The organism is Streptomyces sp. NBC_01235 (genome assembly GCF_035989285.1).
Classification (GTDB): domain Bacteria; phylum Actinomycetota; class Actinomycetes; order Streptomycetales; family Streptomycetaceae; genus Streptomyces.
Genome location: NZ_CP108513.1, coordinates 10,089,483 through 10,102,105 on the forward strand (window position 1 = coordinate 10,089,483; position 12,623 = coordinate 10,102,105).

Genomic DNA, 12,623 nt, shown 5'->3' on the forward strand with positions numbered 1-12,623 from the left:
GATGAAACGATTCAGAACGGGAAGCTATGAGCCAGCCGGGAGAGTGTCAAGCCCTCCGTCCAGGCCCTTTGCTCGTGACCGCCATGCGACCTTCGGCTATCGATAACTTTTCGACACGCACCCATTGACGTCACATGCCCGGCATGTCTAACGTCCCGGCAATCCAGTTGAAACCTTTCACGACGTCGTGACGGCCCCCGGCTCTCGGTGGGAACCGGTTCGCGGACGTCGTCGAGGAGCCACCCATGACCCACCCGTCCGACACGGGACCAGCCCCGGTGCTGGCGCTGAGGGACGTAGCCAAGTCCTTCGGCGCCGTACGCGCCCTGCGGGGCGTCTCCCTGGAGCTGTTTCCCGGTGAGGTCCACGCCCTCGCCGGTGAGAACGGCGCGGGCAAGTCGACCCTGATCAAGACCCTCGCGGGGGTGCACCGACCGGACGCCGGTCGGGTGCTGCTCGACGGTGAGCCCGTCGCCTTCCACGGCCCCGGCGACGCCCGCGACGCCGGCATCGCCGTGATCTACCAGGAGCCCACGCTCTTCCCCGACCTTTCGATCGCCGAGAACATCTTCATGGGCCGCCAGCCCCGGCGGGCGCTGGGCCGGATCGACCACAAGGCCACCCACGCGGCCACCGCCGCCCTGATGAAGCGCCTCGGCGTCGACCTCGACCCCGACCGTCCGGCGCGCGGCCTGTCCATCGCCGACCAGCAGATCGTGGAGATCGCCAAGGCACTCTCCTTCGACGCCCGTGTCCTGATCATGGACGAGCCGACCGCCGCCCTCACCGGCAGCGAGGTCGCCCGCCTCTTCGGAGTCGTGCGCACCCTGCGCGAACAGGGCGCGGCCGTCCTCTTCATCTCCCACCGCCTCGAGGAGATCTTCGAGATCTGCCAGCGGGTGACCACCCTGCGCGACGGTGCCTGGATCGCCAGTGAGCCGATCGAGGGCATGACCGAGGACGACCTGGTCCGCCGGATGGTCGGCCGCGACCTCGACGAGCTCTACCCCAAGCAGGACGTCACCCCGGGCGAGGTCGCCCTCAGCGTCCGCCGGCTCACCCGGGAGGGCGTCTTCACCGACGTCTCCTTCGAAGTGCGGCGCGGCGAGATCGTCGGCCTGGCCGGACTCGTCGGCGCCGGGCGCACGGAGGTCGCCCGGGCGGTCTTCGGCATCGACCGCTGGGACGGAGGCGAGGTCTCCGTGGACGGCCGTCCGCTCACCAACGGCGCCCCCTCCACCGCGATGGCCGCGGGCCTCGCCCTGGTCCCGGAGGACCGGCGCGCCCAGGGCCTGGTGATGGACATGTCCATCGAGCGCAACATCGGCCTCACCGGGCTGCGTACGACGGTGAAGGCCGGGCTGATGGACCGCGGCGCCGAGCGCAGCCGCTCCCTCGACTGGGCGGTCAAGCTCCAGGTGAAGTACGCCAGGATCGCCGACACCGTCAACACGCTGTCCGGCGGCAACCAGCAGAAGGTCGTCCTCGCGAAGTGGCTGGCCACGGGGCCGAAGGTGCTCATCGTCGACGAGCCGACCCGCGGCATCGACGTCGGCACCAAGGCCGAGGTGCACCGGCTGCTCAGCGAACTGGCCGCCGACGGGGTCGCCGTCCTGATGATCTCCTCCGACCTGCCCGAGATCCTCGGCATGGCCGACCGCGTGCTGGTGATGCACGAGGGGCGCCTGACCGCCGAGATCCCCCGTTCCGACGCCACCGAGGAAACCGTGATGGCCGCAGCCACCGGGAGGGCCGCCGCATGACGGTGACCACTTCCCACGAGGCCCCCGTCGCCGAGGTGCCCAAGTCCAGCGGCACCCGGCTGGTCGACCGCGTCTTCAAGATGCGCGAGCTCGCCATCCTGGTCGTCTTCCTGGTGATGATCGTCGTCACCCAGGCCGGCAACAGCGAGTTCCTGTCCGAGCAGGGCATCAAGGACCTGCTGCTGAACGCCACGATCCTGGTCCTGGTCGCCACCGGCCAGTCCCTGGTCGTCATCACCCGCAACGTCGACCTGTCGGTCGGCTCCACCCTCGGCATCAGCGCCTTCGCCGCCGGTACGTATCTGCACGGCGGCGGCGACCCGGGGATCGCGATCCTGCTGGCCGTCCTGCTGGGTGTCGGCTTCGGGCTCCTGAACGGCCTGCTCGTCAGCCTCGGTCAGGTGCCCGCCCTGGTCGTCACCCTCGGCACGCTGTACATCATCCGCGGCATCGACTCCATCTGGGTCGGCTCCCGCCAGATCACCGCGGCCGACCTCCCGGGCGGCTTCGTGGACTTCGGCTCCGGCGGTCTCTCCGCCGTCCCGTGGCTGGCGCTCATCGCGCTGGCCGTCCTGATCGCCACCGCGTACTACCTCAAGCACTTCGGCAGCGGGCGCGAGCTGTACGCGCTCGGCTCCAACCCGGAGGCCGCCCGCCTCGCCGGCATCCCGGTGCGCAAGCGCATCCTCGCCGCCTACACCTTCTGCGGCGGGCTCGCCGGCCTCGCGGGGGCGATGTACCTGGCCCGGTTCGGCAACGTCGACTCAAGCACGGGCAACGGCTACGAACTCACCGTCGTCAGCGCGGTCGTGGTCGGCGGCGTCGTCTTCACCGGCGGCTCCGGCAGCGTCTACGGCGCCGCACTCGGCGCGCTGCTGCTCACCTCCATCAACAGTGTCCTGCCCGCCCTCGGCGTCAGCTCGGTCTGGGTGCTCGCCATCAACGGCGTCCTGCTCCTGCTGGCCATCGCGGTCGACCGGATCGTCGCCGTGCGGGTGGCGTCCGCCCTGAAGAAGAAGTCGGCGTCCATCAAGCCGGCCGTAGAGAAGGGGGAGGCTCGTGCCTGAGTCGCTCACCCGTGCCGTCCGCTGGGACACGGTCGTCGGCGCCCTCCTGATCGTCCTGCTCCTGCTGTCCTTCTCCTTCGTGGACGGCTTCGGCAACGCCCTCAACCTGTCCTTCCTGATCGGCAACACCCTCCCGATCGCGCTCATCGCCCTGCCGATGACCCTGCTGGTGGTCTCCGGCGAGATCGACCTCTCGGTCGCCTCCACGGCCGGCCTGTCCGGCTCGGTGATGGGCGTCCTGTGGAACCAGGGCATGACGATCGAGACGATCATCCCCATCTGCCTGCTGCTCGGTGTCGTCTGCGGGCTCGTCAACGGCCTGCTGGTGACCCGGCTCGGGCTGCCGTCCCTCGCCGTCACCATCGGCACGATGGCCGCCTACCGGGGTGTCGCGCAGATCGTGCTCGGCTCCGACGCGGTCACCGACTTCCCCACCCAGTACCTGGACTTCGCGGCCGGCCGCCTCGGGGACACCTTCCTCCCGCAGGCCTTCCTGCCCTTCGTCGTCCTGCTCGCGATCGCGGTGGTCGTCCTGCACGCCACCCCGTTCGGCCGCTCGCTGTTCGCGATCGGCGCCAGCGAGGAGGCCGCCCGGTTCGCCGGCATCCGGGTCAAGCGACAGAAGCTGATCCTGTTCACGGTGACCGGCCTGATGGCCTCCCTCACCGGCATCTTCTGGGCCCTGCACTACGCCAGCGCCCGCTACGACAACGCCACCGGCCTCGAACTGTCCGTCATCGCGTCCGTCCTTCTCGGCGGCATCGACTTCGACGGCGGCAAGGGCACGCTCGGCGGCGCGATCGCGGGAGTCTTCCTGCTCGGCGCGGCGCAGAACGTGATGAGCCTCCAGGACGTGTCCGCACAGTCGCAGATCGTCGTCACCGGCGTACTGCTCGTCGTCTCCGTGCTCGGCCCCCGGGTCGCACGCCAGATCTCCGTCGCGCGGGCGGGCCGTAGAGCCGCAGCCTCGACCTCGACGGCGTAACCCCCGCCTCGCTCACCCTCGTAAAGGAACCCCCTGATGCGCAAGTCATCTCTCCGCCGTGCCTGCGCGGCCCTCGCCGCCGTCTCCTCCCTCGCCCTCGCAGCCACCGCCTGCGGCGGCACCACCAAGGAGGACGTGAAGAGCGAGAGCACCGGCGCCGCCGCCTCCGCCGGGAAGGCCGACCCGAACGCGGCCACCAAGAAGGGCCTGACCGTCGGCTTCCTGCCCAAGCAGGTCAACAACCCGTACTTCACCTCCTCCGACAAGGGCGGCGAGGCGGCTCTGAAGGAGCTGGGCTCCAGCTACAAGGAGGTCGGCCCGTCCAGCGCGACCGACACCTCGGGGCAGGTCTCGTACGTCAACACCCTCACCCAGCAGCAGGTCGACGCGATCGCCGTGTCCGCGCAGGACCCGGGCGCCCTGTGCACCGCGCTCAAGCAGGCCATGAGCAACAAGATCAAGGTCGTCACCTACGACTCGGACACCAACCCCGGGTGCCGCAACGCCTTCGTCTCGCAGGCCTCCGCGGAGGACCTGGGCCGCACCGAGGTGCAGCTGCTCGCCGAACAGATCGGCTACAAGGGCGAGATCGCGATCCTGTCGGCCGCGCAGACCGCGACGAACCAGAACACCTGGATCGACTTCATGAAGGACGAGCTGAAGGACGCCAAGTACAAGGACGTCAAGCTCGTCAAGGTCGCGTACGGCAACGACGACGCCCAGCAGTCCTTCCAGCAGACCCAGGGCCTGCTCCAGCAGTACCCGAACCTGAAGGGGATCATCTCCCCGACCACCGTCGGCATCAAGGCGGCCGCGCAGTACCTGTCGGGCTCCAAGTACAAGGGCAAGGTCAAGCTGACCGGCCTGGGCACCCCGAACGACATGCGCACCTACGTCAAGAACGGCACCGTCGAGGGCTTCGAGCTGTGGGACCCCTCGAAGCTCGGCGCGCTGGCCGCCCAGACGGCGGTGGCGCTCGTCTCGGGCCAGATCACCGGCGCGGAGGGCGAGACCTTCAAGGCCGGAGGCACCACGTACACCATCGGCAAGGACGGTGTGATCAGCCTCGGCAAGCCGACCGTGTTCGACGCCAAGAACATCGACCAGTTCAACTTCTGATCCGGGAGCGGTACTTCATGCAGCGCGTCTGTTTCCTGCTCAAGGTCCGTCAGGACCGGCTCGCCGAGTACCGCGAACGCCATGCAGCCGTGTGGCCGGAGATGCTGGACGCTCTCTCGGCCACCGGCTGGCACAACTACTCGCTCTTCCTGAGAGACGACGGCCTGCTCGTCGGCTACCTGGAGACCGAGGACTTCGCGGCCGCCCAGGCCGGTATGGAAGCCGCCGAGGTCAACGCCCGTTGGCAGGCGGAGATGGCGCCGTTCTTCGAGTCGCTGGACGGCGCCCGCCCCGACGAGGCCATGAAACCGCTCACCGAGGTGTTCCACCTCGCCTGACACCTCCCGCCGCCCCTCCCCGCCGCCCCTCCCGACCGCCCCTTCCCCTACGCTCTCGCACGACAATGGAGTCCCCCGAGATGAAAAGACGTACGTTGCTGGGCGCCGCCCTCGCCACCGCCGTGGTAAGCCCCGCCTTCGCCGCCGGCATCGCACGGGCCGCCGACCCCGGCCCGTCGGTCACCCTGACCGGCAGCACCCTGCTCGACTCCCAGGCCCTCTTCTTCGTCTCCTACGACGGCCTGGTCAACAACAACTCGTTCCAGAAGAACGCGATGTTGACCTACAAGGGCTACCAGTACGCCGTCTGGTACACCGCCGACCGCAACGCCGTCGTCGCCCGCCGTGTGTTCGGCTCCAACACCTGGTCCACCGTCAAGGTCGGCCACACGCTCAAGACCAACGACTCCCACAACGTCATCTCCATGGGCATCTCCAAGGTCGACGGCCGGCTCCACCTCAACATGGACTCGCACAGCGACGGGTTCACCTACGTCAAGTCGGTCGCCGGGCTGATGGACAACCCCGCCGGCCTGAGCTGGGACACGAGCCGCTTCGGCGCACCCCAGTCCACCCTCGACGGGCTCGCGCTCACCACGCAGTTCACCTACCCGCAGTTCATCTCGACACCCGAGGGCAAGCTCCAGCTCAGCTACCGTGCCGGGATCTCCGGCAACGGCCGCAACGCCCTCGCGGAATACGACGGTTCGTCCTGGACCGCGCTCGGCGAGTGGACGTCCTCGACCGGCACCTACACCAGCGAGCACGGCTCCAGCACGGCCCGCAACATGTACCTGCACGGCATCGACTACGACGTCAACGGTCGCCTGCACGCCTTCTTCACCTGGCGCGAGCAGAACGGTGCCGTGATGTGCAACACCGGCGGCATCACCAACCACGACACCGGCTACGTCTACTCCGACGACCGCGGCCGCACCTGGCGCAACAACGCGGGCAGCGTCGTCGGCACCACGGGCGGCTCCGACAAGGTCTCGGTCACCGACTCCGGTCTGGTGGTGGACGCGCTCAACCCGGACCACTCCCTGATGAACCAGGAGAGCCAGTTCACCGACTCGGCCGGCCTGCCGCACGCCATCATCAGCTACGTGCCCGGCCGCTTCGGCCAGTGCACCACGAACTACGTCACCGACCGCACGACCAACGGCCGCGCCTTCCACGTCCGCAAGAACTCCTCGGGCACCTGGCAGAAGACCGAGATACCGGTGCCGCTGAACTCCAGCCAGCGCACCAAGCTGATCCTCGACAAGTACGGCAACGCGTACGCGATCTTCCCCTTCTGCCGGATCGCCGGGGCCTCCAAGGCCTCCGGGTACACCGACTGGACGGTGCTGTACGACGGCGTCGGCGCCGGGCTGAACGCCTTCGGCGAGGTCGTGATCGACGAGACGCGGATCGGGCAGGACAACTTCCTGTCGATCATGTACCAGGAGAAGTCCAGTGGTACGACGCCCTCGGCGCTCCGCTCGCTCAACTTCAGCCTGCCCGCCTGATCCGTACCGTCGGGACCGGGAGACCGTGACCGACGCGGCAGTGGCGGGTGCGTGCGAACCACGAAGGTAGTGTGAACGCGCACCCGCCGCTCCTCATCTTTCTGGAGGTTCCCGCCCGATGGCCCAGTCGGTGGGTATCAAGGACGTCGCCCGTGCCGCCGGAGTCTCCGTCGGCACCGTCTCGAACGTCATCAACCGTCCGGACACGGTCGCCGCCGAGACCCGGGCGCGCGTGCTGTCCGCGATAGACCGGCTCGGCTACGTCCGCAGCGAGTCCGCCCGTCAGCTGCGCGCGGGCCGCAGCCGGATCATGGGGCTGCTCGTCCTCGACATGGGCAACCCCTTCTTCGTCGACGTCGCCCGCGGCGCCGAGCGGGCCGCCCGGGACGCGGGGCTCGGCGTGATGGTCTGCAACAGCGCCGAGAGCGTCGGCGAGGAGGCCGAGTACCTGTCCCTCTTCGCCGAGCAGCGGGTGCGGGGCGTGCTGCTCACCCCGGCCGACGCGACCGGCCGCAACATCGAGTCCTTCCGCCGGCACGGCATCCCCTTCGTGCTCGTCGACCGGGTCTCCGAGGGCACCACCGAGTGCTCGGTGTCGGTGGACGACGTGGCGGGCGGTGCGCTCGCCGTACGGCATCTCATCGACGCCGGACACCGCTCCATCGCCTACGTCAGCGGCCCGCCCGGCTTCACCCAGGTCCGCGACCGCCGCACCGGTGCCCTGAACGCGCTCGCCGAGGCGGGCCTGGGCCCCGAGCGCCTGCGCGAGCTGCCCACCGAACGGCTCGACGTCGCCGCCGGCCGGGACGCGGGCGCCCGCCTGCTCGGCCTCGCCGACCGTCCGACCGCCGTGTTCTGCGCCAACGACCTGCTCGCCCTCGGCGTCCTGCAGGCCATGTACGCGGCCGGCGTCGGCGTTCCCGACGACCTCGCCATCGTCGGCTACGACGACATCGAGTTCGCCGCCGCCGCGGCCGTCCCCCTCACCTCCGTGCGCCAGCCGGCCGTCACCATGGGCGCCCTCGCCGCGGAGATGCTGCTGGAGGAGACCGAGGAGACCGAGGAGGGGGGAGCGCGCGCCGGGCGGCACGAACACCGGCGGGTGGTGCTGCAGCCGGAGCTGGTGGTGCGCCGGTCCAGCCTCGCGGCGCGCTGAACGGCGGTTCGGTATCCGCGCTGAGCGCCCGTTCAGCAGGAGTTCATGATCCCCCGGGCTCCGGAGCCGCCCGGACATGTGCTGAACTGGGACGCGGTCCGTACACCGATCGTCCCGGGAGCCACTGTTGTCCGTCAGCTACCGTCAGCCCGGCGTCGTCCTCACCGACCGCCGCTTCACCGTGCCCCTCGACCACGCCGACCCGGCCGGGGAGACGATCGGGCTCTACGCCCGCGAGGTCGTCGCGAGCGACAAGGCGGACCAGGACCTGCCATGGCTGCTCTACCTCCAGGGCGGCCCCGGCTTCGGCGCCAACAGGTTCGTCGGCAAGCCGGCCTGGCTCGGCCGTGCGCTGAAGGAGTACCGGGTCCTCCTCCTCGACCAGCGCGGCACCGGCCACTCCACCCCGGCCAACCGCCAGACGCTGCCACTGCGCGGCGGACCGGCCGAACAGGCCGACTACCTCGCGCACTTCCGCGCCGACTCCATCGTCCGCGACTGCGAGCTGATCCGCCGAGAGGTCACCGGCGGTGCCCCCTGGACCGTCCTCGGGCAGAGCTTCGGCGGCTTCTGCACGGTCACCTACCTCTCCCTCGCCCCCGAGGGCCTCGCCACCGCCCTCATCACCGGCGGCCTGCCCTCGCTGGACGCCCACGCCGACGACGTCTACCGCGCCGCCTACCCGCGCATGGAGCGCAAGGTCGCCGCGCACTACGCCCGCTACCCGCAGGACGTCGAACGCGCCCGCCGTATCGCCGACCACCTCCTGCGCCACGAGGTGACGCTCCCCAGCGGCTACCGGCTCACCGTCGAGGCCTTCCAGACGGTCGGCATCCTCCTCGGCGGCGGCGAGGGCAGCCACCGCCTGCACCACCTCCTCGAAGAGGCCTTCGTCCCCACCCCGCGGGGCCCGGAGCTGTCCGACGCCTTCCAGGAGGAGATCCAGGGCCTCCTCTCGTACGCCGGACACCCCCTCTACGCCCTCGTCCACGAGGCCATCTACGGCCGGGACACCCGCCCCACCGCCTGGGCCGCCGACCGGGTACGCGCGGAGTTCCCGCAGTTCGACGCGGCCAAGACGCTGACCGGCGACGAACCGCTGCTGCTCACCGGGGAGACGATCCACCCCTGGATGTTCGACACCGACCCCGCGTTGCGCCCGCTCCGCGAGACCGCAGAACTCCTCGCCGCCCGCACCGACTGGCCGCCCCTGTACGACCCGGCCCGCCTCGCCGCAAACGAGGTCCCGGTCGCGGCCGCGATCTACCACGACGACCTGTACGTCGACACCGCCCACTCCCTGCGCACCGCCCGCGCCATCCGCGGCCTGCGCACCTGGGTCACCGACGAGTTCGAGCACGACGGCGTCCGGGCCGGCGGCCCGCGCGTCCTGGACCGCCTGCTCGCGCTCACCCGTGACGAGGCGTGATGTCACCGTCACCGGCTAATCTGCGGACATGACCGAGCCGACGATCCCTCAGCTCCAGCCCATGCCCGAGGACTGGCAGCGTGCCCTGGCCGTGGTGGCGCACCCGGACGACCTCGAGTACGGGTGCTCCGCGGCGGTCGCCGCCTGGAGTGACGCCGGCCGTGAGGTCGCCTATGTGCTGGCCACCCGCGGTGAGGCGGGCATCGACACCCTCGCGCCCGCCGAGTGCGGCCCGCTGCGCGAGCGGGAACAGCGGGCGAGCGCGGCCGTGGTGGGCGTGTCGACGGTCGAGTTCCTCGACCACCGGGACGGCGTCATCGAGTACGGGCTCGCCCTGCGCCGGGACATCGCCGCCGCGATCCGCCGGCACCGGCCCGAACTCGTCATCACCCTCAACCATCGCGACACCTGGGGCTCGGTCGCCTGGAACACCCCCGACCACGTCGCCGTCGGCCGCGCCACCCTCGACGCGGCCGGGGACGCCGGCAACCGCTGGATCTTCCCCGAACTCACCGAGCAGGGCCTGGAGCCCTGGAACGGCGTGCGCTGGGTCGCCGTGGCCGGGTCCGCGACGCCCACCCACGCCGTGGACGCCTCGGCGGGACTGGAACGGGCGGTGGGCTCGCTCCTCGAACACCGCGCCTACATCGAGGCGCTGACCGACGAGGAGCCGGAAGTCTACGCACGGACGTTCCTGACCGGGGTGGCGAACTCCGTGGGCGAGCGGTTCGGCGGGCGGCCTGCCGTGGCGTTCGAGCTGTTCAGCCGGTAGTCCGGCGCCGCAGGTCAGTAGGGTGGACGGCATGCAAGAGACGACGGTGGACCGGACCGAACTGCGCGGCGACTGCGGGAACTGCTTCGGCCTGTGCTGTGTGGCCCTGCCCTTCGCACGCTCCGCGGACTTCGCGATCGACAAGCCCGCGGGCAAGGCCTGCCCCAACCTGGGCGAGGACCACCGCTGCGGCATCCACGCGCGGCTGCGCCAGGAGGGCTTCACCGGCTGCACGGTCTACGACTGCTTCGGCGCCGGGCAGAAGGTCTCGCAGCTCACCTTCGGCGGCCGGGACCGGCGTACGGCCCCGCGCGAGGACGCCCGCCGCATGGCCGAGGTGTTCCCGGTCGTCCGGCAGCTCCACGAACTCCTGTGGTACCTCACCGAGGCGCTCACCCTCCCCGCCGCCCGCCCGATCCGCGCCGAACTGCGCCGGGCCCTGGAGAAGACCGAGGAACTGACCCGTCTGACCCCCGACGAGCTGGCCGTGCTCGACGTCCCGGCACACCGCCAGGACGTGAACGTGCTGCTCCTGAAGACCAGCGAACTGACCCGGGCCGGCATGGCCGGGCGCAAGAAGGAGCGCCGGGGCGCCGACCTGATGGGCGCCCGCCTCAAGGGCGCCGACCTGCGCGGCGCGAACCTGCGCGGCGCCTGTCTGATCGCCGCCGACCTCACCGGCGCGGACCTGCGCGCAGCGGACCTGATCGGCGCCGACCTGCGCGACACCGACCTGACGGACGCCGATCTGACCGGCGCGTTCTTCCTGACCCAGCCGCAGCTGAACGCGGCCCGGGGCAGCGCGGGCACGAAGCTGCCGGAGTCAGTCACCCGCCCCGTGCACTGGGCAGCGGGGCGCTGAGCGCGCCGTCGGCTCGCTCCGCTCGCCGACCGGCCCGCCCGACGACATCGGTGTGCGCCGCTCCAGATGCATCCGCAGCCCCTCCGGCATCAGCGTCAGCCGCTCCGTGACGCGCAGCCGGTACGCCGGGTCGGGCCGCAGCTCGTAGCGGCGCAGCAGCAGCCCCAGCACGAGCGTGGCCTCGTGCAGCGCGAACTGCCGTCCGATGCAGGCCCGTACCCCGGTGCCGAACGGCTTGAAGGTGTGCGGGGCACGCGCGCGTACGGCCTGGGCGTCGAAGCGGTCCGGGTCGAACCGTTCGGCGTCCGGCCCCCACACCGTGGGATCCCGGTGCAGCATCGCCGTGAGCACCAGTGCCCAGCCGCCCCGCCGCATCGGATGCTCCCCGCCCAGCACGGTGTCGGCGCGGGCCTCCCGGGCGAACGCGGGCGCCGTCGGCCACAGCCGCAGCGCCTCGTCGAGGACCCGGCGGACGTAACGCAACTTCGCCACCTGCTCGTATCCCGGCACGGCCGCGTCCCCCCACACCCGGTCCACCTCGGCGCGGGCGCGGGCCGCGATCTGGGGGTTGAGGGAGAGGTAGTGCAGGGCGAAGGAGAGCGCGCCCGAGGTGGTCTCGTGGCCGGCGACCAGGAAGGTGATGACCTGGCGCCGCACGTTCTGTGCCGACAGTCGTTCGCCCGTCTCGGGGTGGGCGGTGTCGAGCATCCGGTCGAGCAGGTCGCCGTCCCCGCCGCCCTGGTCGCGGCGCGCCCGCACCAGGGCGTCGACGGTGCGGTCGAGGTAGGCGATGTCGGCCTCGTTGCGACGCGTGGCCCGCCGAAGCAGCGCGGGGGAGGGCACGGTGTTGAGGCGCTGCGCGTAGCTGAGGGTGCCCACCATCGCCGTCACGAAGGGGTGCGGCCTGGCGCGTTCGAAGGACCCGAAGTCGTGCCCGAAGCCGGTGCGCGCGATCGTCTCCAGGGTCAGCTTGGTCATGTCGCCCGGCACGTCCACCGCCCGGCCCGCGGCCAGTTCCCGGTCCCAGTGGCCGGTGAGCCGCTCTGCCACGTCCAGCATCATCGGGTGGTAGGCGGCCATGGCCTCCCGGCTGAACCCCGGGGCCAGCACGTCGTGCGCGAGCTGCCAGTTCGGCTCGTGGTTGTACGCCGTGAACAGGGCGTCCCCGACGACGGGCCGCAGGTTGGCGATCCCCAGCCCCACGTGCTTGGCGAACCGCGCCTCGTCCGCCATGTCGGCGGCCAGCTCGGCGCCCCACACGAACACGAACTCCCGGCCGAAGGCCTTGCGCCGGAAGATCGGCCCGAGTTGCCTGGCGTAGCGCAGGGAGTCCTGCAGGGGCGTGCGCCGGCTCGCGCCCAGGATGTCGCCGAGCAGCGGGAGCCGGCGCGGCGGATGCGGAATGCGCTCCAGCATGGGCCAGCCGAGCTCCGCGCCGCGGAACCCCTTCGGCAGTACGTCCCCGGTCGTCGTCCCCGTCGTCCCCGTCGTCCCCGTCGTCCCCGTCGTCCCCGTCGTCCTTGGTGTCCCCGTCGTCTCCGCCATGACGCGATCTCCCTTGATGCAGCGGCAGGTTGAGCGTGTTGTACGTGGGTTCAATAACGCGCCTCAGTCTGGTCCC

At 70.9% G+C, this 12,623-nt stretch carries 11 protein-coding genes; 10 read left to right on the plus strand and 1 reads right to left on the minus strand.

Annotation, left to right across the window (positions count from 1 at the left end; genetic code table 11):
* Positions 1-245: 245 nt before the first annotated feature.
* The 10 genes from OG289_RS45275 (at position 246) to OG289_RS45320 (ending at position 11,002) form a co-directional block, all read left to right on the plus strand.
* The gene (locus OG289_RS45275; RefSeq protein WP_327319842.1) at positions 246-1,763 is read left to right on the plus strand and encodes a sugar ABC transporter ATP-binding protein; all 1,518 of its coding nucleotides are present in this window, start codon (positions 246-248) and stop codon (positions 1,761-1,763) included.
* Positions 1,760-2,830, plus strand: a complete 1,071-nt coding sequence (locus tag OG289_RS45280; protein WP_327319843.1) for an ABC transporter permease — start codon at positions 1,760-1,762, stop codon at positions 2,828-2,830. Before OG289_RS45275 ends, OG289_RS45280 begins: the two co-directional genes overlap by 4 nt.
* The gene (locus tag OG289_RS45285) at positions 2,823-3,815 is read left to right on the plus strand and encodes an ABC transporter permease (RefSeq protein WP_327319844.1); all 993 of its coding nucleotides are present in this window, start codon (positions 2,823-2,825) and stop codon (positions 3,813-3,815) included. Before OG289_RS45280 ends, OG289_RS45285 begins: the two co-directional genes overlap by 8 nt.
* Before the next feature lie 36 nt (positions 3,816-3,851).
* Complete coding sequence (rhaS, locus tag OG289_RS45290; protein ID WP_327319845.1) at positions 3,852-4,934, plus strand: rhamnose ABC transporter substrate-binding protein; 1,083 nt, start codon at positions 3,852-3,854, stop codon at positions 4,932-4,934.
* A 17-nt stretch (positions 4,935-4,951) separates the two neighbouring features.
* A complete protein-coding gene (locus OG289_RS45295) occupies positions 4,952-5,272 on the plus strand; it encodes an L-rhamnose mutarotase (RefSeq protein WP_079657971.1) in 321 nt (106 codons plus the stop codon).
* Between the two features lie 80 nt (positions 5,273-5,352).
* Positions 5,353-6,783 carry a BNR repeat-containing protein gene (locus OG289_RS45300; RefSeq protein WP_327319846.1) on the plus strand — a complete coding sequence of 477 codons (1,431 nt, stop codon included), beginning with the start codon at positions 5,353-5,355 and terminating at the stop codon, positions 6,781-6,783.
* 118 nt (positions 6,784-6,901) lie between these two features.
* Positions 6,902-7,939, plus strand: a complete 1,038-nt coding sequence (locus tag OG289_RS45305; RefSeq protein ID WP_327319847.1) for a LacI family DNA-binding transcriptional regulator — start codon at positions 6,902-6,904, stop codon at positions 7,937-7,939.
* Between the two features lie 127 nt (positions 7,940-8,066).
* Positions 8,067-9,368 carry an alpha/beta fold hydrolase gene (locus OG289_RS45310; protein WP_327319848.1) on the plus strand — a complete coding sequence of 434 codons (1,302 nt, stop codon included), beginning with the start codon at positions 8,067-8,069 and terminating at the stop codon, positions 9,366-9,368.
* A gap of 28 nt (positions 9,369-9,396) precedes the next feature.
* Complete coding sequence (locus OG289_RS45315) at positions 9,397-10,140, plus strand: PIG-L deacetylase family protein (RefSeq protein WP_327319849.1); 744 nt, start codon at positions 9,397-9,399, stop codon at positions 10,138-10,140.
* A gap of 31 nt (positions 10,141-10,171) precedes the next feature.
* Positions 10,172-11,002, plus strand: coding sequence for a pentapeptide repeat-containing protein (locus OG289_RS45320; RefSeq protein ID WP_327319850.1), 831 nt, complete (start codon positions 10,172-10,174; stop codon positions 11,000-11,002).
* On the opposite strand, the gene OG289_RS45325 is transcribed toward OG289_RS45320, so the two are convergent.
* Positions 10,964-12,547, minus strand: a complete 1,584-nt coding sequence (locus tag OG289_RS45325; RefSeq protein ID WP_327319851.1) for a cytochrome P450 — start codon at positions 12,545-12,547, stop codon at positions 10,964-10,966. The two genes, OG289_RS45320 and OG289_RS45325, sit on opposite strands and share 39 nt — an antisense overlap.
* Positions 12,548-12,623 lie beyond the last annotated feature (76 nt).